The 25,795-nt window shown below is 72.4% G+C and carries 21 protein-coding genes; 10 read left to right on the top strand and 11 right to left on the bottom strand.

The annotated features are described in order from the left end of the window. Window positions 1-20: 20 nt before the first annotated feature. Window positions 21-314 carry a hypothetical protein gene (locus ACFWFZ_RS10270; protein ID WP_387119432.1) on the bottom strand — a complete coding sequence of 98 codons (294 nt, stop codon included), beginning with the start codon at window positions 312-314 and terminating at the stop codon, window positions 21-23. A gap of 190 nt (window positions 315-504) precedes the next feature. Then, on the bottom strand, window positions 505-2,055 hold the full coding sequence (locus ACFWFZ_RS10265; protein ID WP_387119429.1) for an APC family permease: 1,551 nt from the start codon (window positions 2,053-2,055) through the stop codon (window positions 505-507). Window positions 2,056-2,350: 295 nt separating this feature from the next. On the opposite strand from ACFWFZ_RS10265, the gene ACFWFZ_RS10260 reads away from it, so the two are divergent. Both ACFWFZ_RS10260 and ACFWFZ_RS10255 read left to right on the top strand, forming a co-directional pair. Next, complete coding sequence (locus ACFWFZ_RS10260) at window positions 2,351-3,439, top strand: DNA alkylation repair protein (protein ID WP_387119426.1); 1,089 nt, start codon at window positions 2,351-2,353, stop codon at window positions 3,437-3,439. Between the two features lie 54 nt (window positions 3,440-3,493). Continuing rightward, on the top strand, window positions 3,494-5,293 hold the full coding sequence (locus ACFWFZ_RS10255; RefSeq protein ID WP_387119423.1) for a hypothetical protein: 1,800 nt from the start codon (window positions 3,494-3,496) through the stop codon (window positions 5,291-5,293). A 48-nt stretch (window positions 5,294-5,341) separates the two neighbouring features. Here ACFWFZ_RS10255 and ACFWFZ_RS10250 read toward each other — a convergent pair whose 3' ends face one another. The 5 genes from ACFWFZ_RS10250 to ACFWFZ_RS10230 all read right to left on the bottom strand — a co-directional run bounded on the left by ACFWFZ_RS10250 (window position 5,342) and on the right by ACFWFZ_RS10230 (window position 11,849). Further along, a complete protein-coding gene (locus ACFWFZ_RS10250) occupies window positions 5,342-6,805 on the bottom strand; it encodes an aldehyde dehydrogenase family protein (protein WP_387119420.1) in 1,464 nt (487 codons plus the stop codon). Then, window positions 6,802-8,541: an amidohydrolase family protein gene (locus tag ACFWFZ_RS10245; RefSeq protein WP_387119417.1), complete on the bottom strand. Its 1,740-nt coding sequence runs from the start codon at window positions 8,539-8,541 to the stop codon at window positions 6,802-6,804. Before ACFWFZ_RS10245 ends, ACFWFZ_RS10250 begins: the two co-directional genes overlap by 4 nt. 284 nt (window positions 8,542-8,825) lie before the next feature. Continuing rightward, complete coding sequence (locus ACFWFZ_RS10240) at window positions 8,826-9,947, bottom strand: LLM class flavin-dependent oxidoreductase (RefSeq protein ID WP_387119950.1); 1,122 nt, start codon at window positions 9,945-9,947, stop codon at window positions 8,826-8,828. Window positions 9,948-10,056: 109 nt separating this feature from the next. Then, a complete protein-coding gene (locus ACFWFZ_RS10235; protein WP_387119414.1) occupies window positions 10,057-10,842 on the bottom strand; it encodes an SDR family NAD(P)-dependent oxidoreductase in 786 nt (261 codons plus the stop codon). Window positions 10,843-10,859: 17 nt separating this feature from the next. After that, the gene (locus ACFWFZ_RS10230; RefSeq protein ID WP_387119411.1) at window positions 10,860-11,849 is read right to left on the bottom strand and encodes an LLM class F420-dependent oxidoreductase; all 990 of its coding nucleotides are present in this window, start codon (window positions 11,847-11,849) and stop codon (window positions 10,860-10,862) included. Between the two features lie 193 nt (window positions 11,850-12,042). Between ACFWFZ_RS10230 and ACFWFZ_RS10225 the strand changes: the two genes are divergently transcribed. Both ACFWFZ_RS10225 and ACFWFZ_RS10220 read left to right on the top strand, forming a co-directional pair. Next, window positions 12,043-12,291 carry a hypothetical protein gene (locus ACFWFZ_RS10225; RefSeq protein ID WP_387119408.1) on the top strand — a complete coding sequence of 83 codons (249 nt, stop codon included), beginning with the start codon at window positions 12,043-12,045 and terminating at the stop codon, window positions 12,289-12,291. A 32-nt stretch (window positions 12,292-12,323) separates the two neighbouring features. Then, complete coding sequence (locus tag ACFWFZ_RS10220) at window positions 12,324-12,665, top strand: hypothetical protein (RefSeq protein WP_387119948.1); 342 nt, start codon at window positions 12,324-12,326, stop codon at window positions 12,663-12,665. A 16-nt stretch (window positions 12,666-12,681) separates the two neighbouring features. Here ACFWFZ_RS10220 and ACFWFZ_RS10215 read toward each other — a convergent pair whose 3' ends face one another. Continuing rightward, window positions 12,682-13,491 (bottom strand): hypothetical protein, encoded by an 810-nt coding sequence (locus ACFWFZ_RS10215; protein WP_387119405.1) that lies wholly within the window; start codon window positions 13,489-13,491, stop codon window positions 12,682-12,684. A gap of 481 nt (window positions 13,492-13,972) precedes the next feature. On the opposite strand from ACFWFZ_RS10215, the gene ACFWFZ_RS10210 reads away from it, so the two are divergent. Continuing rightward, entirely contained in the window at window positions 13,973-14,416 is a 444-nt protein-coding gene (locus tag ACFWFZ_RS10210; protein WP_387119402.1) for an NUDIX hydrolase, read from the top strand. A gap of 318 nt (window positions 14,417-14,734) precedes the next feature. On the opposite strand, the gene ACFWFZ_RS10205 is transcribed toward ACFWFZ_RS10210, so the two are convergent. Next, window positions 14,735-15,595: a trypsin-like serine peptidase gene (locus tag ACFWFZ_RS10205; RefSeq protein WP_387119399.1), complete on the bottom strand. Its 861-nt coding sequence runs from the start codon at window positions 15,593-15,595 to the stop codon at window positions 14,735-14,737. A gap of 233 nt (window positions 15,596-15,828) precedes the next feature. Here ACFWFZ_RS10205 and ACFWFZ_RS10200 point away from each other — a divergent pair, with 233 nt between their 5' ends. After that, entirely contained in the window at window positions 15,829-17,202 is a 1,374-nt protein-coding gene (locus ACFWFZ_RS10200) for a ricin-type beta-trefoil lectin domain protein (RefSeq protein ID WP_387119396.1), read from the top strand. Window positions 17,203-17,370: 168 nt separating this feature from the next. On the opposite strand, the gene ACFWFZ_RS10195 is transcribed toward ACFWFZ_RS10200, so the two are convergent. Then, the gene (locus ACFWFZ_RS10195) at window positions 17,371-18,603 is read right to left on the bottom strand and encodes an amidohydrolase family protein (protein WP_387119393.1); all 1,233 of its coding nucleotides are present in this window, start codon (window positions 18,601-18,603) and stop codon (window positions 17,371-17,373) included. 132 nt (window positions 18,604-18,735) lie between these two features. Here ACFWFZ_RS10195 and ACFWFZ_RS10190 point away from each other — a divergent pair, with 132 nt between their 5' ends. From ACFWFZ_RS10190 to ACFWFZ_RS10175, 4 genes are all read left to right on the top strand, one after another. Continuing rightward, complete coding sequence (locus ACFWFZ_RS10190; protein ID WP_387119390.1) at window positions 18,736-21,858, top strand: BTAD domain-containing putative transcriptional regulator; 3,123 nt, start codon at window positions 18,736-18,738, stop codon at window positions 21,856-21,858. A gap of 173 nt (window positions 21,859-22,031) precedes the next feature. Then, the gene (locus tag ACFWFZ_RS10185) at window positions 22,032-22,223 is read left to right on the top strand and encodes a hypothetical protein (RefSeq protein WP_387119387.1); all 192 of its coding nucleotides are present in this window, start codon (window positions 22,032-22,034) and stop codon (window positions 22,221-22,223) included. A gap of 164 nt (window positions 22,224-22,387) precedes the next feature. Then, entirely contained in the window at window positions 22,388-23,116 is a 729-nt protein-coding gene (locus ACFWFZ_RS10180; protein WP_387119385.1) for a class I SAM-dependent methyltransferase, read from the top strand. Window positions 23,117-23,236: 120 nt separating this feature from the next. Continuing rightward, on the top strand, window positions 23,237-24,028 hold the full coding sequence (locus tag ACFWFZ_RS10175; protein WP_387119382.1) for a hypothetical protein: 792 nt from the start codon (window positions 23,237-23,239) through the stop codon (window positions 24,026-24,028). 18 nt (window positions 24,029-24,046) lie between these two features. Here ACFWFZ_RS10175 and ACFWFZ_RS10170 read toward each other — a convergent pair whose 3' ends face one another. Then, window positions 24,047-25,741 (bottom strand): FadD3 family acyl-CoA ligase, encoded by a 1,695-nt coding sequence (locus tag ACFWFZ_RS10170; protein ID WP_387119379.1) that lies wholly within the window; start codon window positions 25,739-25,741, stop codon window positions 24,047-24,049. Window positions 25,742-25,795: the final 54 nt, after the last annotated feature.

Genomic DNA, 25,795 nt, shown 5'->3' with positions numbered 1-25,795 from the left:
GGAAGGGCTGACGGCCGGGGTCAGCCCACCTTCGGGGTCTTCGGCAGTCCGGCGTCCAGGGCCGAGCCGGCGCCTCCGAGTGAGCTGTCGGTCGCCTTCGTGGCGGAGCCGACCGCGCCCTGGGTCACCGCGACCGCCGTCTTGGCGTCCTGGACGGTCTGAGCGGGGTGGTCGGCGATGTCGACGACACGGCCGACGAGCGGCGCCGCCCCGGCCGCCGGCTCGTCGACGGCGTGCGCGGCGGCGGGAACGAGTGCGAGGGCGGCGCCCCCGGACAGGACCAGGGCGGCAAGGGTGCGCTTGATGGCAGTCATGTCCGGCCCAACGACCCCGCCAGCCCGCAGTCACCGCCCATCTGCCACTTCGGGGTGACTTTCGGGGAGGCGCAGTCGGGTAGGCGGAACCTGCGGGAACGCCGGCGGCCCCGGATCGGGGGAATCGATCCGGGGCCGCGGGGATGACTCGGCGGGTGGTGTCGCGGGTGCGGGTGGGGTGGCGGGTGGGTCAGTCCTCGACCACCAGGGCCGGGGTGGCCTTCGTGAGCACCTCACCGCGGAAGAAGGCCGGGCTGCGGCGCTGGGTGATCGCCATGATGACCACGCCCAGGAGGAGCAGGCCCACTCCGATGACGAAGACGCTGCCCACACCGAAGAGGGAGGAGCCGGAGCCGTAGGCCGGGTCCGTCATGTCGTACATCGTCTGGCAGAACACCGCGGCGAGCATGAGGCCGCCGATGCCCGGCAGGATGCCCTTCAGGAAGAGGGCGCGCACCGAGGAGCGCAGTTCTGCGCGGAAGAACCAGACGCAGGCGAAGGCCGTGATCGAGTAGTAGAAGCAGATCATGAGGCCGAGGGCATAGATCGTGTCGATCAGGACGTTCTCGCTGATGAGCGTCATCACCGAGTAGAAGAGGCCGGTGGCGACACCGGCCATGATCGTGGCGCGGCCCGGGGTCTTGAAGCGGGGGTGGACCTTGGCGAAGGAGGTCGGCAGGGCTTCGTAGGTGCTCATCGACAGAACCGTGCGCGCCACCGGGATGAAAGTGGTCTGCAGGCTCGCGGCGGCGGAGGCCACGACCGCGACGAAGAGCAGGACACCGAGACCCGATCCCATGATCGGCTCGGCCAGGGTGGCGAACACGTTGTCCGCGGTCGCCTCGTTGCCGAGGCCGTTGCCGTCGGCGCCGACACCGGCGTACATCTGGGCGGCGATGGCGACGACCAGGTAGGAGGCGACGATGACGACCATGGCGAGCATCGCGGCGCGGCCGGGCGTCTTGGTGCTCCCCACGCTCTCCTCGTTCACGGACAGGCAGGCGTCCCAGCCCCAGTAGATGAAGATCGAGAGGGAGAGGCCGGCCGTGAAGGCGGCGAGCGACTCGACGGCGAACGGGTTCATCCAGGACCAGGAGAAGGCGAGCGAGCCCGCGACCTCGTCGGACTTGGTGATGGCCATGTAGGCGAACATCGCCAGCACCGTGAGCTGGAGGCCGACCAGGACGTACTGGACCCACTTGGTGGCGGTGATGCCGCGGTAGCTGATCGCGGTGGCGATCGCGATGAAGACCAGGGTGGTGAGGATGTGGACGAACTTGTTGTCGTCCAGGGCGGCCAGCTGGGCGCTGCCGCTCAGTTCACCCACGAGGAGATAGAAGAAGTTCGTGGCCACGCCGGCGAGGTTGGAGAGCACGACGACCGTGGCGACCAGCAGGCCCCAGCCGCACATCCAGCCGACGCGGGGGCCGAAGGCCTTGACGGACCAGGTGAAGGAGGTGCCGCAGTCCGGGACGGCTTTGTTCAGGGCGCGGTAGGCGAAGGCCACCAGCAGCATGGGAATGAATCCGGCCAGGAAGACGGCCGGCATCTGGACGCCGACCTCACTCACCGTGGGCCCGAGCGTGGCCGTCAGGCAGTAGACGGGGGCGACCGTCGACACACCGATGACCGCGTTGCCTATGAGTCCGACGGAGTTGCCGCCGAGCCCCTTGCCGCGTACGCCCTCGGCGACGCCGCTTACCGTGTCTCCGGCCTGAGGCCGAACGTCCAGCTGAGTCATGGGTCAGGACGTTAGATGGTGCGTATTCCACATCTGGAGGATTGAACTCCGGAAGTGAACAGGCTCCGAAACCTTGGAATCCGGAGAGTTGAACCCGTTGCGAGCACTTAATGAAAGGTCCACTCCGATACCCGGCCGCGAATCGGCAGGCTCGACCAGGACGCTTTCATCATGCGGAAATCGCAGGCATGCCCGATTTGCACCATTCCAAACTTTCCGTCGTGACTTTGCGGTGACCGCAGGTAACACGACAGGAGAAGCGCGGACCGGATCCGTGATCCGTGAGACTGTCCCCATGCCCACGGCCGATGAACTCCTCAGCGCGGACACCGTCACCACCCTGGCCCGCCTCCTCGCCCGCGCCGGCGGACGCCGGACCGCGCCCGCCCTGACCGCCCGCGCCACCGCCCTGGACGGGCTGACGTACAGCGGCAGGGTCGCCGCCATCCGCGACGCGGTCCTCGCCGACCTCCCCGAGGACTGGCCCGCCTTCGAGGCCGTCGTGCGCACCGCCCTCGCCGATCCCGGCTTCGAGGGATGGATGACCTTCCCCGTCAACGAGGCCGTCGCCGTCCGCGGGCTGGAGGTGTTCGAGCCCGGGCTGGAGCTGCTGCACGACCTCACCTCCCGGCTGACCGCCGAATCCGCGGTACGCCCCTTCCTGCGCGCCGACCCCGACCGCGCCCTGGCCGTCGTACGGAAGTGGACGGACGACCCGGACCCGCACGTACGGCGCCTCGCGAGCGAGGGCACGCGCCCCCGGCTGCCGTGGGCCCCGCAGCTCCCCGCCTTCGTCGCCGACCCGCGCCCCGCCCTGCCGGTGCTGGACGCCCTCTACCCCGACACGTCCGAGTACGTCCGCCGCTCCGTCTCCAACCACCTCAACGACATAAGCCGGGACCATCCCCTCCTCGCCGTGGAGACCGCGGCCAGCTGGCTGGCCGAGCCCGCCGACACCACGGACCGCGTCGTCCGGCACGGTCTGCGCACCCTGGTCAAGGCCGGCCGGCCCGAGGCGCTGACCCTCCTCGGGCACGCCCCGGACGCACCGGTCACCGTGCACGGGCCGGTGGTGACCACCCCGCGCGTCGCCGTCGGGGAGTACCTCGTCTTCGACTACGCCGTCACCAACACCGGCGAGCTCCCGGCCGAGCTGGTGATCGACTACGTCGTGCACCACACCAAGGCGAACGGCACCCGCACCCCGAAGGTCTTCAAGCTCGTCACCCGACCGCTGGCCCCCGGCGAAACCCTCGGCGGCACCAAGCGGCACTCCTTCAAGCCGATCACCACCCGCCGCTACCACTCCGGCGAGCACCTGGTGCAGCTCCAGGTCAACGGCCGCGTCCGCGGCGAGGCCGTTTTCTCGCTGGACGCCGGATGATCACTGCGGCATGCTGCGGGGCGTGACCTACGGAATCGAGTCCCACCCCGCCCGGTGAGCGCCCGCGAAGAGCGCGAGCCGCTCACCCCCCGGACGGCGTCCCTGTACGACTACGCCCTCTTCCGCCACGGCATGGAGCCGGACGGACGCGCTCCCGCCGGCGGGTATCCGCTGCCCGGTGGCCCGCCACCCGACGTACTGCGCTTCAAGGAAGCCACCCGCGTCCTGGCCGAGTTGCTCGGTCACGCTCTCGAAGACCCCGATCCGGCCCGCGCGGCCGCGAACCTCGACCGGCGCCTGCCCGAACGGGGTGTGCACCCGAACCACGTCCAGCACTACCTCGCCAGGCTGTCGCTGACCGACGAGGCCGCGGCCCGCGCACTCGGCCGCCGACTGGTCCGCACCGCGACCGATCCCGCGGCGCTGGGGCTGGGAATCAGCCTGGTCGGCCGGCTCGGCGGACCGGAGGACGTGCCCCGCCTGCCGATGCTCGCCGTGCTGCAGGGCTTTCTCCGGCCCGTCGTCCACGCGCTCTCGGCACTCCGCTGCGACACCGAGGTGCTGATCCGGCTCGTCGATCTCCTCGACCCCGACGACCACGGACGGGTGATCAGCGAGCTCGCCTCCCGCAACGACCCGGCAGGCCGCCAGTGGCTGCTGAACCTGCCCCTGGGGCCCCGCAGGAGCAGTTCCCAGGCCCGGCACGTCGCCCTAGCGGTCCGCCTTGCCGACTTGCTGGAAGACGAGCCCGTCGGTCCGGCCGTCCTCGCGCAGGGCGGCAGGCTGCTGACCCGGATGGCGCTGGAGACCGGCTCTCCCGCCGAGATCCTCGCCTACAAGCCGGCCGTCCCCGTCTACGAGGCGTTGGTGCGGCGGGCCGACCGGCTCCCGCCCACCCTCGACCACCACGCGATCCTGCTGTCCCTCGCCCTGGACCTGTCCAGTGGTCCGCCCGTGCTCCTCGACTGGCGGCCGGGACTGCGCGACGAACTGCTGGACCGGCTGGACGGCCTGCTGAGCACCCCGGACTGGGCGGCGGTACCGAACGGCGCCCACGCACACCGGGACCAGTACCGGGCCGACTGGATCCGGCGGATGCGCCGGGAGCCCTTCGACCGCACCACACCGAACGGCCTGCGCATCCACGTGGTCGAACGCGACCCCGAGCTGGGCGACCGCGTGGAGACCCGATTCCTGCTCGACGGCCGCCCCCTGGTGCCCCGGCTGTTCCCGGAGGGCCTGAGCCAGTCACCGGAACGCGTCCTCGCCCCGGACCTCCTGCGGGCAACCCCCGAGGAGCACGAGGTCACGCTGTCGTCGGCGTACTGCGCCGAAGGGTGCTGCGGGACGCTGTCCGTGACCGTCCAACGCGATGGGGACCACGTCGTGTGGCACGGGCGCCATCAGGACGGCATCGGACCGCGGCTGCCCGAGCACCGGTTCGACGCCGCGGCCTACGACGCCGAGGTCGAACGGGCCCGGGCGGACGACACCTGGTGCCGGCCCGCTCGCAGCACCACCCGGCTCATCGCGGCCGGGCTCCGCGAGCGGCCCGAACTACTGGCCCGGTGGGACATTCCGCAGAGCTGGTGCGGGACGGCCGGACCGTACGAGGACACCGTCGTGCTGCGTCTCTCGTACGGCCCCGGCGTCTCGGGTGCCACGGGGTACGAGGCGTCCCACTGGATCCAGTTGGAATGGCGGCTGCCGGACGACGGGCGGCCACCCGCGGAACGGGCCGCCGCCGTGCTCGAACGACTCGCCACCACGGACCCGCGGGCGTACGCCCGCGTCAGCGGCGGCAACCGGGAGTACGCCGAGTCACTCGGCCTGCGCTGGCACGACGGCAGCTGACGGGCCCGGGGCGGCCGGACGATCCGGCCCGCCCCGGAAGCCCCGGCTCTAGCCCGGCCAGACGATCGACTGGACCTCGCTGTAGGCGTGCAGGGCGTACGAGCCGACGTCGCGGCCCACCCCGCTGCGCTTGAAGCCGCCGAACGGGGCCTCCATGTTGCGCCCGACGGTGTTCACGCCGACCCCGCCCGCGCGCAGCCGCCGCGCCACGCGGAAGGCGCGCGCCGAGTCGCCTGACCACACGTAGGACAGCAGTCCGTAGTCGCTGTCGTTGGCCAGCCGGACCGCTTCGTCCTCGCCGCCGTCGAAGGGGACGACCACGACGACCGGGCCGAAGATCTCCTCTCGGACCACCCGCATGTCGTTCGTGCAGTCCACGAGCAGGGTCGGGGCGACGTAGAAGCCGCGGCCGTCACCGACCACGGGGCGCTCGCCGCCGTAGGCGACCCGCGCGCCCTCCTTCCTGCCCAGTTCGACGTACGACTCCACGCGGTCGCGGTGCGCCGCCGAGATGACCGGGCCGACCACCGTCCCGGCCGCCGCCGGGTCGCCGACCTTCATGAAGGCCAGGTAGCCGGTGAGCTTCTCGATCAGCTGTCCGTAGACCGAGCGGTGGACGATCACGCGGGTGGGGGCGGTGCAGATCTGCCCGGAGTAGAAGGAGAAGGTGGTGCCGATGCCCGTCACCGCAGCGTCCAGGTCGGCGTCGTCCATGACGACGGCGGCGCCCTTGCCGCCGAGTTCCATCAGCTGCCGCTTCATCGTGCGGCCGCAGACCTCCGCGATGCGCTGTCCGACGGCGGTGGAGCCGGTGAAGGACACCATGTCCACGTACGGGGAGTCCACGGCGGCCTCGCCGACCTCCACCGACTGCCCGCCGACCACGTTGACGACGCCCGCCGGGACCCCGGCCTCGTGCAGTGCATGCGCCATCTTGAAGACGGACAGGGGGTCCTGCGGGGCCGGCTTGACGACGACGGTGTTGCCCATGGCCAGGGCGGGGGCCACCTTGCCGGCCGGGTTCGCCCACGGGTTGTTGTAGGAGGTGATGCAGGTGACCACGCCGACCGGCTGGCGGACTTCCAGCGCGCCCAGGATGCTCGCCTTCCCCATCGGGCCGGCCTCGGTGACCTGCGGCGGCAGCCCCTTCTCGACCGGCTCCAGGGCGCCTTTGGCGTACCGGCGGAAGCGGGCGACGCCGACGCCGACCTGCATGCCCCGTGCGATCCCGGTCGGGGCGCCCGTCTCGGCCCGGGCCAGCGCCGTCCACGGGTCGAACTCGCGCTGCATGATGTCCGCGGCCCGGTCGAGGATCGCTGCCCGCGCCTGCGGGGTCGTGCGCGACCAGCTCTCGAAGGCGTCGGCCGCGGCGCGGACGGCGTCGGCGACCTGTTCGCGCGAGGCCTCGGGGGCGAGCCCGACCACCGACTCGTCGGCCGGGTTGACCACTTCGTAGTGGCCGCCGGCCGGCTCCACCCACTCACCGCCGATGTAGAGGGGTTGTGTGTTCAACGGGTGCTCACCGTCCTGGTGTCCCGGCCCGAGCGCAGCACGATGCCCGGGACGGCGCCCGTCACCTCGTCGTCGCGGATGGTCTCCACGCCGTTGACCCGTACCGAGACGATGCCGATGGCCCGCGCGTCCAGGCGGGGGCTGTCGCCGGGCAGGTCGTGGACGAGGGTGGCCGGGCCCGCCTCGATGCGGTCGGGGTCGAAGAGGACCAGGTCCGCGTGGTAGCCCTCGGCGAGCCGGCCGCGTTCGCGCAGCCCGAACAGCCGGGCCGGGTCGTCCGTGAGCATCCGTACGGCCTCTTCCAGCGGCAGCAGCTTGCGGCCGCGCAGGCAGTCGCCGAGGAAGCGGGTGGTGTACGGGGCTCCGCACATCCGGTCCAGGTGCGCGCCGGCGTCGGAGCCGCCGAGCATGACGTCCTCGTGTTGCCAGGTCTCGGCGCGCAGGGCCCAGCTCGCCGGGTCGTTGTCGGTGGGCATCGGCCAGAGCACGGTGCGCAGTTCGTCGTTGGCGCAGATCTCCACGAGGCACTGGAAGGGGTCCTGGCCGCGTTCGGCGGCGATGTCGTTCACGACCCGTCCGGTGAGTCCCTCGTTCTCCTTGCTGTAGGTGTCGCCGATGACGTACCGGCCGAAGTCGGCCAGGCGCCGGAAGACTCCGGCCTCCTTGCTGTCGGCGCGGCGCAGCATCTCGGTGCGGACGTCGGGGTCGCGGAGTGTGGCGATCCGCTCGGGGACGGGCAGGCCGAGGACGTCGCCCCAGCCGGGGATGAGGTTCAGCGCGCAGAAGGTGCCGAGCGACATGTTCATGGGGGTGAGGATCGGCATGGTCAGTGCGACGATGCGGCCGCCGGCCTTGCGGGCGCGTTCGCTGGGGAGGAGCTGGCGCGGGACCCGTTCGGGGACGGCGGCGTCGATGGTGAGGACGTTCCAGTTCAGGGGCCTTCCGGCGGCGGCGCTCATGTCGACGAAGAGGTCGATCTCCTCGTCGGAGAACTGGTCGAGGCAGCCGGCGACGATCGCTTCGAGCTGGGTGCCCTCGTGTTCGGCGACCGCGCGGGACAGCGCGAGCAGTTCGGCGGGCCCCGCGTGCCGGGAGGCGACGGGGGCGCCCGCGCCGTCGGAGTGGGTGGAGGACTGGGTGGTGGACAGGCCCCAGGCGCCGGCGTTCATGGCGTCGTGGAGGAGGTCGAGCATCTGCTGCATCTGCTCGGGGGTGGGCTGTCCGCCGACGGCCGCCTCGCCCATGACGTGGCGGCGCAGGGCGCAGTGGCCGACCATGAAGCCGGCGTTGACGGCGATCCGTCCTTCCAGGGCGTCGAGGTACTCGCCGAAGGTGGACCAGGTCCAGTCGACGCCCTCCTCCAGGGCCTTGAGGGCCATGCCCTCGACCTTGCTCATCATGCGGCGCGTGTAGTCGGCGTCCTCGGGGCGGTCCGGGTGGAGCGGGGCGAGGGTGAAGCCGCAGTTGCCGCCGGCGATGGTGGTGACGCCGTGGTTCATGGAGGGCGTGGCGTACGGGTCCCAGAAGAGCTGGGCGTCGTAGTGCGTGTGCGGGTCGACGAAGCCGGGGGTGAGGACGAGGCCGGTGGCGTCCTCGCTGGTGCGGGCCTCTTCGGTGACGGTGCCGGGTGCGGCGATGACGGCGATGCGGCCGTCGCGTATGCCGAGGTCCGCGACGCGGGCGGGGGCGCCGGTGCCGTCCACGACGGTCGCGCCCTTGATCAGGTGGTCGAGCATGACGTCCTCTCTGCCGGTGTTCGCGTTGCGGCCGGCCTGCTGGGGCTGCGCCCGCCTTCAGCCTTGCCGGCGGGGCTGCAGCATCCGGCCTCGCCGGCGATTGAGACGCGGGTCCGGGCGGCGCCCGGTGCCCGGCGGAGCCGGGATTCCTGGGGCGCCGCCCCGGACCCCGCGCCTCAAACGCCGGCGAGGCTGGGTGTGGCCCCGGCCGGTGGCCGCCCGGCAGGGGCCGGCGGGACGGCGGTCCGGGAAGACGCCGTCCCCGTGGGTGCGCCCCTCAGGGGTCAGGTGGCCTGACGGAAGCGGGTCGTGCGGTGGACCGGGTCCGTGTCGATCTGCGGGATCACGTGCTCGCCGATCAGCTTGATCGTGGTCATCGTGTCCTCGTAACCGACGCCGGTCGGCAGGCCGAAGGAGAGCTGGTCCGCGCCCGCCTGCTCCCAGCGCTTGCACTGGGCCCGCACCTCCGACGGGTCGCCGCAGATGAGGAGTTCCTCCGCGATCAGCAGCTCGATGATCTCCGCGTTGTACTCCGGCAGGGTCTCGGGCCACTCGGGGATCGCCTCGGGCCGCGGGAAGGTGTCGTGGTAGCGGAAGACCAGCGACTGGAAGCGGTTCATGTTGGCGTTGACGGCTATCTCGACGGCCTTGTCGTGGGTCTCGGCGCAGATCGCGGTGGAGGTGACCATCACGTTGTCGTTGACGAAGGCGCCGATGGCCTTCGCCTCCCTGATGGCCGTCTTGTACTGGTCGAGTACCCACTCCATGTCGGAGACCTTCTGTACGCTGAAGCCCAGCACGCCGAGGCCCTTCCTGGCCGCCATGGCGTAGGAGGACGGCGACCCGGCCGCGTACCACATGGCCGGGTGGGCCTTGCCGTACGGCTTGGGGAAGACCTTCCGCGGCGGCAGCGACCAGTGCTTGCCCTGGAACCCCTCGTACTCCTCCTGGAGGAACATCTTGGGGAACTCCGCGATGGTCTCCTCCCAGATCTCCTTGGTGCCGTTCATGTCCTCGATGCCCGGGAGGAAGCCGAGGATCTCGTGGCTGCCGGCGCCGCGGCCGGTGCCGAACTCGAAGCGGCCCTTGGAGAGGTGGTCGAGCATGGCGACCTTCTCGGCGACCTTGACGGGGTGGTTCACCGGGGCGAGCGGGTTGAAGATGCCGGAGCCGAGGTGGATGCGTTCGGTGGCGTGCGCGAGGTAGCCGAGGAACACCTCGTTCGCCGACAGGTGCGAGTACTCCTCCAGGAAGTGGTGCTCGGAGGCCCAGGCGTACTTGAAGCCGGACTTGTCGGCCTGGATGACGTACTCGGTCTCCTCGACCAGCGCCTTGTGCTCTGCCTCGGGGTCGACCTTGGACCGCGCCTCAGGCACGTATCCCTGCACGAAGAGCCCGAATTCCAAGGGGTTCACCGTCCCTCTGTCTTCTGACGTTGCGTCAGATTCGATGTCCCGACTGTTCCACCGCGGGGCCTGGAGCGTCAATACCTGACACTCCATCAGCTAGCGGATGTCAAAGGATGCTGACGCCCGCCATCCAGCCGCCGTCGATGACGAACGGCTGGCCGGTGATGTACGAGGAGTCGTCGCCGGTCAGGAAGAGCGCCAGCCTGGCGATCTCCTCGGGCTGCCCCACCCGCCCCATCGGGACCACCCGCCGGTAGAGCTCCGCCATCGCGTCCCGGGCCTCGTCGGTCATGTTCGCGGGGTCCAGCAGGCCGGGATTGGCCATCGGGGTGTCCACCGCGCCCGGGCACATCGCGTTGACCCGGATCCCCTTGGCGGCCAGCTCCAGCGCGGCCACCCGGGTCAGGCCCAGGACCGCCGCCTTGGTCGCGGCGTAGGAGCCGACGTAGGCCATGCCCGTCAGGCCGGTGTAGGAGGAGGTGTTGACGATGGTGCCGCCGCCGGCCGCCTCGATCTCGGGCGCCACCGCCTTGATGCCGAGGAAGGCGCCCACCTGGTTGACCTGGACCACCTGCTGGAACTCCTCCAGCGGGGTCGAGGTCAGCTCGTTGAAGCGCAGGATGCCCGCGTTGTTGACCAGGCCGTCGACCCGGCCGAAGGCCTCCTTCGCGGCGGCCGTCGCGGCCGCCCAGTCCTCCTCGCGGCTCACGTCCATGCGGACGTACCGGGCGCGGTCCTCGCCGATGTCCTTGGCCACCGCCGCGCCCTGCTCGTCCAGTACGTCGCCGAGGAGCACCCTGGCCCCCTCGGCGGCGAAGAGGCGGGCCTCCTGCTCGCCCTGGCCGCGCGCCGCACCGGTGATGATGACGACGCGCCCGTCCAGCTTGCCCATGCCCGTGCCCCCTGCCGCTAGTCGTTGAGGTGGTGGTCGTTGAGGTCGTTGAGGTCGTTGAGGTCGTTGAGGTGCGGGGCCACTTCGGCCCCGAAGGCGGTCATCTGGTCGACGAGTTCGGCACGGTCGCGGCTGCGGAAGCGGACCTGGATCTGGTCCACTCCGAGCGCCCCGTACTCCCGCAGGGACTCGGCGAGCGCTTCCGCCTTGCCGGTGAGGGTGCGGCGGCCGGTGTCCCAGCCGGGCTCGCCGACGTACAGCGCCTCGGTGATCGCGCCGACCTCGAAGGGCGCGTCCACCCCGGCCTCGGCGCGCAGTGCGCGGATAAGGGCGATCTGCGCCGGGAGCCGGTCGCGCGGGTCGCCCTGCGGGAGCCAGCCGTCCCCGCGGACGGCGGCCCGGCGGACGGCGGCGGGCGAGGAGCCGCCCACCCAGACCGGGATCCGCTCCTGGGCGGGCCGGGGCAGCTGCCCGAGGTCCTTGAAGGAGAACAGCTCGCCCTCGAACTCCGGGTACTCCTCCGGGCCCAGCGCCGCCCGCAGCGCGTCCAGGGTCTCGTCGAGGACGCAGCCGCGGCGCGCGAAGTCCACACCGAGGACCTCGAACTCCTCCTGGACGTGACCGGCACCGACCCCGAGGATCAGCCGGCCGCCGCAGAGGTGGTCGAGGGTGGCGTACTGCTTGGCGCTGATCAGCGGGTGGCGCAGGCTGAGGACCGCCACGTGGCTCAGCAGCCGCACGCGCTCGGTGATCCCGGCGAGGAAGGACAGGGTGGCGACCGGGTCGTACCAGACGGTGCCCATGGGCCCCGCGAGCCGACGCGGGATCGCCACGTGGTCGCAGGTGGCCACGTACCCGAAGCCGGACCGGTCGGCGGCCCGCGCGATCTCGGCGAGATCGGCGGCGGTGGCCGACGCCTCCCAGGGTTCGGCGTAGAGGGTGCTCTGCGACTGGACCGGGAGCTGCATCCCGTAGACCAGCCGACCTTCCGGAAACACGCGCGCCATGGCGGACCCGCCTCGCCTTCGTCTGCCGATTCGTCATATCGATGCCGGGTCATCGTGGTACCTGACGCTCCGTCAGACAAGAGGGAGGAGGGATCTCGCCATACCGATCCCGCCGGGGGGCGATCCCGCCGGCGGGCTCGTTACGGGTACGGGTGCGTACCCGCACCCTTGCGCTACAGGAAGGAGCACGGCCATGGCCGACGCCAACATCCGCATCCCCGAGGAAGCCAAGGACAGACTCGCCGCCATAGCCGCCGCCGAGGGGCTGTCGCTGCGCGCCTACCTGGCCCGTCTCGCCGAGACACTGCTCACCCCGGCCGAACGGGCCGAACGGGCCCGCGCCGCGCTGCACGCCTGGAACGGCTACACCCCGTCCCCCTCGCAACAGAACGCCCTGGACGCCGAGTTGGACCGACGCCTGGCGGAGGCGAGGGGCAGGTGACGGAAACGCGCATCGTGCTGGATGAGACGGCGATGCTGGCGGCGGGACAGGGAAACGTCCTCGCGTCCCGGCTCATCCACCGGGCGCACGCCGAGGCCGGCTGGTTCCTCTACGCGCCCACCTGCGCACTGGTCGAGGCGGACCGCGCCCGGCCCGGCACGGCGGAGCAGCTGGCCGCCCTGCCGGGCATCACCATCCTCGGCCTGGACCTGCCCGCCGCTCTGGCCCTGGCGCGCCTGGAGACCTGGGCCGCGGCGCACGCCCGGCACGCGGCCCAGCCCACGCCGGAACGCCCCGACGGGGCGATCGTCGCCACCACCACCCCCAAGCGGTGGGAGGGCGAGCCGGTGCGCGTCCTGGACCTCGGCGGCTGACCGGCCGCCGCCCCCGTCAGAAGCCTTCCGGCCCCATCACGATGACCGGCTTCGCCGCCGGGTCCAGGGTCTGCAGGATCTTGCGCATGGCCTCCTTCGGGATGCCGACGCAGCCCTGGGAGGGGCCGTCGTGGTCCACGTGGAGCCAGATGTTGCCGCCCTTGTCCTCGCCGTCCGGCATGACCGGGTCCAGCGGGGAACGGCCCGGGCGGCGGTTGAAGTCGATGGCGACGACGTAGTCGAAGGACCCCACCAGGGACTCCCCGTTCACACCGCGCCCCGTGGCGACGAAGCCCCCGTCCTCGTCGTACGGGAGCCGCGTGCCCGGCGGCGGGGACAGCAGACCGCCCGCGTCGGTCAGCGCGAACACGCCCTGCGGCGAGGTCAGGTCGCCGTACGTGCGCTCCGCGGACCAGCCCCGGGCCCCGTTGCGCGCCGGCCAGCTCTCGCCCTTGACCCAGTCGGCACCGGCCGCCGGACGGGTGTACAAGGTGGCCGTGGACTCCGAGGAGTCCGCCGCCTTGCCGGTGACGAGGATCAGCTGGCGGGACTCCGCCGGGATCCTCGCCCGGGTCTGCTCGCTGATCCCGGTCAGGCCCTGGAGGGGCGACCGCACCGGGAGGTCGCGCGCCGCCCGGTCCACCGGCTGGGGCCGGGAGTCCGCGCGGGCGTGCGCCGCGCCCGCGGCCTTGTCGGCGTCCTGGGCGACGTACGCCCATCCGGCCGTCAAGGTCAGCAGGCCGAGGGTGGCGGCGAGGGCCGCGCGACGGACCGTACGGCGGGACGTACGGGCGGGACGGGAGCGTGCTCGGGCGTGCTTGCTCATTCAACCGACCGTACCTCAACACACCATCAGAGCCGGTTTGTCCGCGATGTACACGGAGTGCGCGCCACGCCGGGCACGGGCAACCGCCCCCGCACCGCCAGGCCGCCCTCCGCTCCCGGATCGGCCCCGGCCGTCACGGCTCCGATTCGTGCGTCCGCGCGATCGACGCGGCGATCGCGCGGGCCCAACCCGGCCCCTCACCTGCGGTGTGCTGCCGTTCGGCCCGCCTGCGGAAGGGCCCCGGCAGTCCCGGCCCGTCCGCCGGATCGATCACAGGGCCGGTGTCGCACACCGCCGGTACCCCGCCCCCGGAGGTGGGCACGGCGGTCTACGCCCGCACGGGCGACATGCCGTGGGTGGTGCCGCTGTGGGCGGTGATCGGCGGTCGGCGGACGGCGACCGGCGACCGGCGGCCGGCTCCGGGGAACGAAAGGGGACCCAAGCCCGACCCCGGAGCCGATCACCGACGTACCCTGAATCGATGAGACGAACTCCACGTCACGCGGCGCGCGTTGTCATCCTGTCCCCCACCGGCTCGGTGTTCCTCTTCCGCGAGAACAACGTGGAGGTGGGCATCCACTGGCTGCCGCCGGGCGGCGGGATCGACCCCGGCGAGAGCCCCGAGGACTGCGTCCGGCGCGAGCTGCGCGAGGAGACCGGCTGGACCGACCTGGAGCCGGAACGGCTGCTGTGCACCTGGGAGCACGACTTCACCCACCAGGGCGTACCGGTGCGCCAGCACGAGCACATCTACGTCACCACGGGCCCGCACCGCGAACCGGTCCTGGAGGCCCCCGGCATCCACTGGCAGTGGCTCTCCGCCCAGCGCCTGGCCACCCTCGGCGAACCGGTCTGGCCGCCCCGCCTCTCGAACCTCCTCACGAACCCCCCGGCAGAGCCGGTCCACCTGGGCCTACTGGCCTGAGCCCGGCGCCTGCCGACAAGGCGCGCCCAAGGGCCCGTGCTCCCGCGCCACGCTCACGACGGATCCGCCGACCCCTCACAGGGCGGGGCCGGGCGCACTATGGTGTCGGGCGCCGACCGGAAGAGGACGTCTCATGACCACCGCCCCGGGGCCCGCCCACGGTGTCCCCCCGATGCCCGAGCGCAGCATTCCCGCGTTGCGGGCGGCGATCGCCGCCCATGCTCCGCAGCTCCTGGACGACTTCGAAGCCAACTGGCGGGCGAAAACTTCTGGCAGTGACCTTGGCTGCTCGCCTCGCAGACCGTTCGGGCACGCCCCCTAGCGGGACGGCGGGGTCTGGGCGGTGGCTTTCGCGTAGAGGGCGGACGCGTACTCGCCGAGGATCGTGCTGGTCGAGACGTCGTCGGTGTCGCCGCCCGTGAGGATGCCGACGATCTTGCCGTCGCGGGCGATCCACGCGCTGCCGCTGGTGCCGCCCGGGAAGTCCGCGCAGTCGAAGCGCTGCTGGGTCGCGCTCTCGCGTACGGCGGTGGCCGTGCAGGTACGGGGGATCTTCCGGTCGGCGGGGTAGCCGGTGACGGTGACCTCCTCGCCGGCCCGGCCGGAGGTGTCCAGCACGGCCGCGCCGGTCACGTCCTCGATGGAGCGGCCCTGGGCGTCGGGGGCGAGCGTGGCGAAGGCGAGGTCGTAGTCGTCGTCCGTGCCCTTGGCCCAGCGGTCGTCCTCGAAGACCTTCTCGATCTTCCATGTGCCGTACGGGGCGGTGTCGTTGGCGTAGGCGGGAGCGAAGACGGCAGTGCCGTCGCCCTGTTCCCCGGCGAGCAGGCAGTGCCCGGCGGTGATGACGAGGTTGCGGCCGGGGCTGTGCACCACGGTGGCCGTGCAGAAGTGGTCGCTGTCCAGGCCGTTGGTGAACAGGGCCCCGGTGAAGGCGGCGGGCCCGCCGGGCGGGGGCGTCACGGCCGGCGGCAGCGTGGTCCCGGGCGGGGAGGACAGCTGGGGCTTCGGCGCGTGCGAGCGCGAGGGAGCCGTGGCCGGGAGGGAGGGCTGCGCGGCCTTCGCCCGCGCGGGTGCGGTCGCCTCGGGGGGCGGCGCGAGCTTCGCCACCGCCGCGGAAGCCCCCACAGCCGCCACCGTGCACAGGACCGCCGTCACGACGCTCCGCTTGTCCACCGGCATGATGATCCTTCCGCTTTGCCCTGGCGAAGCATGCCTTGACCGCGGGGCCCGGTGCAAGGCACGGGACGACCCCTGTGTAGCCGGCCCGTCACCGCGGGCTGACACCAAGAGCCCGTCAACTCGGGTCCGGTGACGGGGCTTTGGCCGATTCGCCTATCATCGCCTCGATTCTCGCCGCCCCGCCGTCGCGCGGTCCAGCGGAAGGAGGATCTTGACGAGAGGGCAACGACAACTTGCGATTCACAGGCAAGCACCGGATATCCATCGTTGCCGCGGCGGCCGCGGCCGCGATCGTGGGAACCCTTCAGCTCCCCTCCACCGCCTTCGGCACGGAGGACACCACAGGCACCACAGGCACCACAGGCGCCACGGGCATCGAGAGCCCTGCGGACAGCGCCCCGCCGGCCGGGGACGCGCCCGACGCCCACGCGGAGGACTCCGCCACCCACGGCAGCGACGGGACGGTCTTCAGGAACGGCGTCATGTCGCTCGACCCGCGGACGGCGTCGCCGATGGCCGCCCCGAAGCCGGCCGCCGCCGGGTCCGCCGCGGCCGCCGCACCCACCCCGCCCCAGGGCGAGGGCTGGAAGCTGAGCGGCGCCACCAAGTGGCTGGCGACCGGCTACACGATCAAGTTCTACGACCAGAAGTCCGCGGACTGGCTGGGTCCGTACGTCCAGGCCTCCGCCGCGGACCTGCGCCGCGTCACGAACCTGCCGGTCACCGTCGACACGAAGCCGGTCGGCTGGGACTACGTCCGGCCCAAGGGCGAGGTGCTCGTGGGAGTGCTGCACCGCCCGTGCGTCCCGCCGGCCGGCGAGGGCACCATGGGCAGCACCGGCTGGAAGGTCGTCCGCGACGGCACGGGCACCGCCAACCTCAGCTGCGGCTTCACCAGCTCCTCCGTCGCCGAGACCGTGACCAGCGGGCACGCCTACATCGACGACTCGTTCTTCACCCCGGCCGGCAAGCCGACGGCCGCCATGGGCGAGACGTACATGCGCAACCACGTCAGCCACGAGCTGGGGCACACGCTGGGACTGACGCACGCCAACCGCAGCCTGAAGAAGAGCGACTGCGTCAAGGGGACCGACTCGGGCCAGTTCCCTGTCATGTGCTCCCCGGCCTACGCCTACCAGGACAAGCGGGCGGGCACCTACGTCCAGCAGTTCGACGTGCAGGGCCTGCGACGCCTCGCGGCGGGCGCCGGCGCGAAGCTTTCCCCCCAGGGCCGCGTGAGCGGGATCGGCTCCAAGTGCCTGGACGTCAAGGGCGGCAAGGCCGCCAACAGCACGCAGATCCAGCTCTACACGTGCAACGGCACCGCGGCCCAGTCCTGGATCCTGGGCAAGGACGGCACCCTTCGCGCGCTCGGCAAGTGCCTGGACAACGCGCGCAACGCGAGCACGAACGGCAACAGGATCAGCCTCTACGACTGCAACGGCTCGGCGGCGCAGCGCTGGTCGGTCAACACCAAGGGCCAGATCGTGCACGTGGCCTCGGGCAAGGTCCTCGACGTGGCCGGCGGCGCGACCGCCAACGGCACCGTGGTCCAGCTCTACACGGCGAACACCAACAAGCGCCAGGTCTGGGTCACCCCGAAGTAGCCCCGCTCCGGCCGGCACGACGCCACACGACGGCCACACGACGGCCACACGTCAGCCGCAGACGGCCGCGACGGCCGCACGGCAGCAACGGCCGCAGACGGCCGCACGGCAGCCCACCACAGCCGCACGGGCCCCCGGCCCGTGCGGCCCTCGCGCCGACCGGGGCCGTCAGGCAGCCGAGCCCGGTCCCGCCCACAGGCCGTCCGGGGTGAGGCCGAGCAGGTCGATCGCGTTGCCGCGCACGATGCGGTCCACCACGTCCGGGGCCAGGTGGCCCATCTGTGCCTCGCCGACCTCGCGGGACTTCGGCCAGGTCGAGTCGGAGTGGGGGTAGTCGGTCTCGTAGAGGACGTTGCCGACGCCGATCGAGTCGAGGTTCTTCAGCCCGAAGGCGTCGTCGAAGAAACAGCCGAAGACGTGCCCGGTGAACAGCTCCGACGGCGGGCGGAGCACCTTGTCCGCGACCCCGCCCCAGCCGCGGTTCTCCTCCCAGACGACGTCCGCGCGCTCCAGGATGTACGGGATCCAGCCGATCTGGCCCTCCGCGTACATGATCTTCAGGTTGGGAAAGCGTTCGAACTTGCCACTCATCAGCCAGTCGACCATGGAGAAGCAGCAGTTGGCGAAGGTGATGGTGGAGCCGACCGCCGGCGGGGCGTCCCCCGAGGTGGACGGCATCCGGGACGAGGAGCCGATGTGCATGGCGATGACCGTGCCGGTCTCGTCGCACGCCTGGAGGAAGGGGTCCCACTCGTCGGTGTGGACGGACGGCAGGCCCAGGTGCGGGGGTATCTCCGAGAAGGCGACCGCGCGCACGCCGCGCGCCGCGTTGCGGCGGACCTCGGCGGCGGCCAGGCGGGCGTCCCAGAGCGGGATCAGGGTGAGCGGGATCAGGCGGCCCCGGGCGTCGGGGCCGCACCACTCCTCCACCATCCAGTCGTTGTAGGCGCGTACGCCGAGCAGCCCCAGCTCACGGTCCTCCGCCTCGGTGAAGGTCTGGCCGCAGAAGCGGGGGAACGTCGGGAAGCAGAGGGCCGACTGGACGTGGTTGACGTCCATGTCGGCGAGCCGGTCGGGAACCGAGAAGGATCCGGGGCGCATCTGCTCGTAGGTGATGACTTCCAGTTTGATCTCGTCGCGGTCGTACCCGACGGCGGTGTCGAGGCGGGTGAGCGGCCGGTGCAGGTCCTCGTACACCCACCAGTCGCCGATCGGGCCGTCGTCGCCCTTGGCGCCCATGACGGGTGCGAACTTCCCCCCGAGGAAGGTCATTTCCTTCAACGGGGCGCGCACGACGCGGGGGCCGATGTCCCGGTACTTGGACGGGAGCCGGTCCCGCCAGACGTGGGGGGGCTCCACCGTGTGGTCGTCCACCGAGATGATCTTCGGGAAGGTCTCCATGGCCCATACGGTAGCACTGATCTGACGTACCGTCAGCTAGTTGGTCCGTGATCGGTCATGGACGGGCTGACGGGTACACACGAGACAAGGCAGACTGGCCCTTACACCGACGGAAGGCAGGGGGGACGACAGATGGACGGCGTACCGGCCATCCCGCACCCGCGGAACCACCCCGAGGTCCGTGCGGCTGCCGCCGCATCCGAAACGGCTCCCGCGACCGCCGTCCGCGCCGGCGCAGGCCCGGCTCGACCCGGTACCGCCACGACCCCTGCCACCCCCGCCGAACCCTCCACCACCGCCGGAGACGACACGGCCCGGGGAGACACGGCCCGGGGCGACACCGCCGCGGGCGACTCCCGGTTCGCCGTCCTCGGGCCCGTCCGGGCCTGGCGGGGCGGTGAGGCCCTGCCCTCCGGCACCCCCCAGCAGCGCGCCCTGCTCGCCGTACTCCTGCTGCGCGAGGGCCGCACCGCCACCGCACCCGAGCTGATCGACGCCATCTGGGGCGAGGACCCGCCCCAGCAGGCCCTGGCCACCATCCGCACCTACGCCTCCCGCCTGCGCAAGGTCGTCGCCCCCGGCCTGCTCGTCACTGAGTCCGGCGGCTACGCCATCCGCCTCCGCTCCGCCGCGACCCTCGACCTCGGCGTCGCCCGCGGCCTCGCCGCCGACGCCGACGCGGCCCGCGCCGCCGGGCACCGCTCCCTCGCCCGTACGCTCCTGGCCCGCGCCCTCGACCTCTGGGAGGGCGAGCCCCTCGCCGGGGTCCCCGGCCCGCACGCCGAGACCGAGCGCACCCGGCTCGCCGAATGGCGCCTGCAGCTGCTGGAGACCCGCCTCGACCTCGACCTGGAGGTCGGCCACCACGCCGAGGCCGTCTCCGAGCTGACCGCCCTCACCGCCGCCCACCCGCTGCGCGAGCGGCTGCGCGAGCTGCTCATGCTCGCCCTCTACCGCAGCGGCCGGCAGGCCGAGGCCCTCGCCGTCTACGCCGACACCCGCCGCCTGCTCGCGGACGAACTCGGCGTCGACCCGCGTCCCGAACTGGCCGCCCTCCAGCAGCGCATCCTGAACGCCGACACCGATCTCGCCCGCGCGGAAGACCCCGCTCCGGCCGCCGCGGCCGCCCCGATGAGGCCCGCCCAACTGCCCGCGACCGTGCCCGACTTCACGGGCCGCTCCAGTTTCGTCGCCGAGCTCGGCACGATCCTCTCCGGCGGCGCCCAGGACCAGGTCATGGCCGTCTCCGCGCTCGCCGGGATCGGCGGCGTCGGCAAGACCACCCTCGCCGTACACGTCGCGCACGCCGCCCGCCCGCACTTCCCCGACGGCCAGCTCTACGTCGACCTCCAGGGCACCGAAGCCCGCCCCGCCGAACCGGAGGCCGTTCTCGGCTCCTTCCTGCGCGCGCTCGGCACCCCCGACACCGCCATCCCCGACTCCCCGGCCGACCGGGCCGCGCTCTACCGCTCCACCCTCGACGGCCGCCGCGTCCTGGTCCTCCTCGACAACGCCCGCGACGCCGCCCAGGTCCGCCCGCTCCTGCCCGGCACCGCCGGCTGCGCCGCCCTCGTCACCAGCCGGGTCCGCATGGCGGGCCTCGCCGGGGCCCATCTCGTCGACCTCGACGTGATGAGTCCCGAGGAGGCCCTCCAGCTCTTCACCCGCATCGTCGGCGAGGAACGCGTACGCTCCGAACGCCAGGCCGCCCTCGACGTCGTCGGCGCCTGCGGGTTCCTGCCGCTGGCCATCCGCATCGCCGCCTCCCGGCTCGCGGCCCGCCGCACCTGGACCGTCTCCGTCCTCGCCGCCAAGCTCGCCGACGAACGCCGCCGCCTCGACGAGCTCCAGGCCGGCGACCTCGCCGTCAAGGCCACCTTCGAGCTCGGCTACGGCCAGCTGGAACCGGCCCAGCAGCGCGCCTTCCGCCTCCTCGGCCTCGCCGACGGCCCCGACATCTCGCTGTCCGCGGCCGCCGCCGTGCTCGACCTGCCCGAGTACGACACCGAGGACCTCATGGAGGCTTTAGTCGACTGCTCCCTCCTCGAATCCGCCGCCCCCGGCCGCTACCGCTTCCACGACCTCGTACGCCTCTACGCGCGTGCCTGCGCCGAGCGCGACGAGCAGCCGCCGAGCGAGCGCGAGGCGGCCCTCGACCGCCTCCTGGACTTCTACCTGGCCACCGCCTCCGGGGTCTACGCCCTGGAGCGCCCTGGCGACCGGCTGCCCGCGCACCTGTCCGACACCCACTACCCCGGCCTGGTCTTCGCCGAGCCGCGCGCCGCCCTGGACTGGCTGTACGCCGAGGCCGGCCCGCTGCTGGCGTGCGTACGGCAGGCGTCCGTACGGGGCGGCGACTCGCCGGTCCTGCGCCGGGGCGTGGACCTGCTGTGGGCGGCCAAGGACCTGGCCGAGTCGGGCGCCAACTCCAAGCAGTACGAGTCGGCCGCGACGGCCCTGCGCGACGCCGCCCAGGCCGCCAAGGACCCGTACGCCGAGGGCCGCGCCCGCACCACCCTCACCAACGTCCACCTGGTCGCCGGCCGCTTCGCCGAGGCCGACGACGAGGCCCGCCAGGCCACGGCCCTGGCCCGTGAGGCCGGCGACCCGCTGCCCAGCTGCTGGGCGCCCAACGACCGCGGGATCATCGCCCTCTACGAGGGGCGGCACGCGGACGGCGAGCGGTACCTGCTGCAGGCCATCCAGAACTTCCGCGCCGACGGCAACAACGTCGGCGAGGCGAGCGCCCTGTGCAACCTCTCCCGCATCCACGTCGAGCTGGGCCGCCTCACCAGCGCCATAGACCTCGCGCAGCAGGGCATCGCCATCTACGACCGGATGGGCCTGTCGCTGCGCCTGGCCAACGGCCGCTACGCGCTCGGCATCGCGCTCACCCAGGCGGGCCGGCTCGGCGAGGCCCTCGCACAGCTCACCGAGGCCCTGGCCCTCTTCCACGACAACCGGCAGCCGCTGTGGGAGGGCGTGACCCACTTCCGGCTCGCCGTCGCCCATCTCGCGGCGCGCCGGCCGACGCTGGCCGCCGCGCACGCCGAGCAGGCCATCGCGCTGCGCGGCATCGGCGGGGAGTGGCGGCGCGCGACCGTGCTGACCGTCCTGGGAAAGGCGCTGCGCCGGCTGGGGCAGACGGACCGGGCCCGGGCGTGCTGGCGGGACGCGGAAGCCGTGTTCAAGCAGCTCGGTTCGGCCGAACTGGCCGAGGTACAGACCCTGCTGGCAACGGAGATCGCCGCCTGACCTGCAGGGACGCTGTCTGAACGCGGCGTTCATCGTTCGTTTATCGCCGAACGGCACGATAGATGCATCGACCCGGTGCCTCGGGGGACACCCGGGCCGGTTGGAAGGATTACCCGTTCGGCGGTCATCGGGGGAATCGCCGAACGGGTCCCACCCATCCATCAGGAGAACCGATGACGACGAACGAGAACCTTCTGCCGAACGACGGCACCGTCAAGCCGCTCGACAACCATGCCTCGGGCGTCGAGATCGAGACTCTGGACAACCACGCGTCGGGCATCGAGATCAAGCCGCCGACCGAGGACGAGGCCGCGGGCGAGGAGATCCAGACGCTGGACAACCACGCGTCCGGTCCGCGCCCGTAACGAACGCACGACGTACGGGGGAGCCCACGGGGGAAACGGGGGGCTCGGGGGGTACGGGGGGAGCAACGGGGGAACGGCGGTCGCGGTGGCCCGGAGGGGGAGCCACCGCGACCGCCGCACCCGTATGCCCGGACGGACTCGTGGGCGCGGCATAGGCTGGGGGCGTGTTCTCCTCCCACGGGCCGAGCGTCCGCGAACTGGCAGTGCAGGGCCTCTCCTCCGTCGAGCGGGGCTACGACCTGCTCGCGCCGAAGTTCGACCACACCCCCTTCCGCACCCCGGAGCGGATGCTCGACGCGGTCGAGGAGACCCTCGCCCGGCAGGAGGGCGGCTTCGGCGCCGGCCTGGACGTGTGCTGCGGCACGGGCGCCGGGATCGGCATGCTGCGGCGGCTGTGCCGGGACCGGATCACCGGGGTGGACCTCAGCGCGGGCATGCTCGCCGAGGCCGGGCGCCGCCACGCGGACGACGACCGCGTGGACTTCGTACGGGCCGACGCGCGAGCCCTTCCGACCGAGCTCGCGGACCGCTACGACCTGGCGGTCAGCTTCGGGGCCTTCGGCCACTTCCTGCCCTACGAGCGGCCCGCGCTCTTCTCCCAGGTCCGCTCCGCGCTGCGCGCGGGCGGCGTCTTCGCCTTCCCGATCGGCGCCCCGATCCCGCCGAGCTCACCGGTGTGGTGGGCGGTGGCCGGCTTCGACGCCGTGATGCGGGTGCGCAACGCGGTGTGGCGGCCGCCGTTCGTCATGTACTACCGGACCTTCCCGCTGAGCGGGGTGCGGGCGGACCTGCGGGCGGCGGGCTTCACGGTGGAGACGGTCCCGCTGGAGCACTTCGGCCGCCTGCCCGGCGGCGCCCCGCGCTGGCGTCTGGTCCTGGCGCGCCGTTCCTGAGGGATGTCCCCGGCCGCCGGAGGCTTGGCGGAACGGCTGCGTCACCATCAGGACACAGGGCACAATCCGTGAGGAACCGTCAGGCAGCCCGCGCAGCACCCTCATTCCCTGGAGCAGCCGGTGTCGTCACAGGAAATGCTCATAACGATCACCCCCCAGCAGGCCGCCTACGGAGTGATCCTCCCCGTGGAGCTGCCGACCGGCACCGTCCGGCTGCGCATACCGCCCTGCCGGCACGGCGACCTCGTCAAGGTCCGCGTCGGCGGCGAGGAGATGCGTTTACGCATCCACGTCTCGGGAGCGGGCGCGGCCTGGATCGCGGGGGCCGGGGGCATCACTCCCCCGCCGACGACCGCCGCGGGCGGTGCGACCGCCCCGACGGCCGTGCAGCAGCCCGCCCCGGCCCCGTCGACCGGCGGCGGACGCGGCTGCCTGGTGGGGCTCGCCATCGCCGCGGCCCTGGCCATCGGCTTCTTCGTGCTGAGCGACGGCGACGACGGCTCGGACGCCAAGCCCTCCGCCGACTCCGCGCCCACCTGGTCGCCCTCCTGGTCGCCCACCCCGTCGCCCTGGCCGTCGACCCCCGAGACGGCCGCCACCACCCCGTACGTCCCCGAACCGGACGTCGAGCCGAGCCCCGAGCCGAGCCCGTTCGACCGGGGCACCTGCCTCAACGGACAGCTGCCGGACTCGACGACACCCCGCAGCGTCAGCGGCGTCGAGGAGGTCCCCTGCTCGGCCTCCGACGCGCACTACCGGGTGATCGAGAGCATCCCCGGCACCTCGGACCTGAACGGCTGCAACGACAACCCCAGGACCCAGTACGCCTTCTCCTACCGCTACATGCGCGGCTCCACCGTGCTCAACCAGTACGTCTACTGCCTGGTCGGCATCGGCTCCTACGCCCGCTGACCCCGTCTGTGCACACGTTCAGCGGCGGGCGCGGAGTTCGCGTTTGAGGACCTTGCCGCTCGCGTTGCGCGGGAGGTCGGTGACGAACTCCACCGCTCGGGGGACCTTGTAGTTGGCCATCTCCCGCCGGGACCAGGCGATCAGGTCGTCGGCGGTGAGCGTGGAGCCGGGGCGGCGGACCGCGTAGGCCTTGCCGACCTCGCCGAGGCGCGGGTCGGGGACGCCGACGACCGCGACGTCGGCGATGTCCGGGTGCAGGCCGAGGAGTTGCTCTATCTCCGCCGGGTAGGCGTTGAAGCCGCCGACGATGAACATGTCCTTGATCCGGTCGGTGATGCGCAGGTTGCCGCGCTCGTCCAGCACGCCCACGTCACCGGTGCGCAGCCAGCCCTCCGGGGTGATCGCCGCCGCCGTCTCGTCGGGGTCCTCGAAGTAACCCTGCATGACGTTGTAGCCGCGGACGGCGATCTCGCCGGCGCTGCCGGCCGGCAGGGGCCGCCCGGCGCCGTCCAGGACCGCCACCTCCGTGTCGGGGATGGCCCGGCCCGAGGTGGCGGAGACGGTCTCGGCGGGGTCGCCCCGCCGGCACATGGTGACGATGCCGCCCGCCTCGGAGAGGCCGTAGGCGGTGAGGACGGTGGCGATGCGCAGTTCGCCGCGCAGCCGCTCGACGAGCCGGAGCGGGACCACGGCCGCGCCGGTGACGACCAGGCGCAGGGCCGACAGGTCGTGGTGTCCGCGCTGGGGGTGGTCCAGGAGGGACTGGTGCAGGGTGGGCGGCCCGGGGAGTACGGAGATCCGCTCGGCGGCGACGTGGGCGAGGACGGTGTCCACGTTGAAGACGGGCTGCGGGACCATCGTCGCCCCGCGCATCAGGCAGGCGATGATCCCGGCCTTGTAGCCGAAGGTGTGGAAGAAGGGGTTGACGATCAGGTAGCGGTCGCCCTCGCGCAGTCCGGCGAGTTCGCTCCACACGTCGTAGCAGCGCAGGGACTGGGCGTGGGTGATGACGGCGCCCTTGGGGCTTCCGGTGGTGCCGGAGGTGAAGATGATGTCGGAGGGGGCGTCGGGGCGGATGGCCTCGGCGCGCTCGCGGACCGCCTCCGCCGTGACCCCGTCCCCGCCCGCGAGGAAGTCCTTCCAGGTGCGGAAGGTGTCGGGGGCGTCCTCGGCGAGGACGACGACCTCTTCCAGGTGCGGCAGCCCGGGCAGGGGCCCGTGACCGGCCCCTTCGGCGGCGGCCCTGCGCAGCGAGGCGACGTAGGAGGTGCCGAGGAAGGTGCCGGTCACGAAGAGCAGCCGGGCCCGGCTGCGCTGGAGGACGTACGCCGCTTCCGTGCCCTTGAAACGGGTGTTGAGGGGGACCAGGACGGCGCCCGCGGAGACGGCGCCGAGTGCGGAGACGATCCAGTCCAGGGTGTTGGGGGCCCAGACGGCGACGCGGTCGCCCGGCTCGGCCCCTGCGGCGATACAGGCCGCCGCGGCGCGCTCGACGCGCTCCCCGAGCTGCGTGTAACTGATCCGGACGCGCCCGTCGACGACGGCCTCGCGGTCGGCGTACCGTGCCGCTGCCGACCGGACGAGCCCCGCCACGGTGCCCCAGCGCAGGTCTCCGCGCGGGTCCTCGGGAGCACCTTCGCCCACGCCCCCGCCCAGACCCACGCCTGCGCCCACGGCCTCGGCCTCGGCCTCGCGCAGCCCGTCGTCGCCCATGCGTGCCACCCTCCCGCGAACCCAGTAGCTGACTATCCGTCAGATTAGCTGTAG

This window comes from Streptomyces sp. NPDC060232 (assembly GCF_042726555.1).
Lineage (GTDB): Bacteria > Actinomycetota > Actinomycetes > Streptomycetales > Streptomycetaceae > Streptomyces.
The sequence above is the reverse complement of the archived record's forward strand: the minus strand, read 5'-3'. Positions and strand labels throughout refer to the sequence as shown.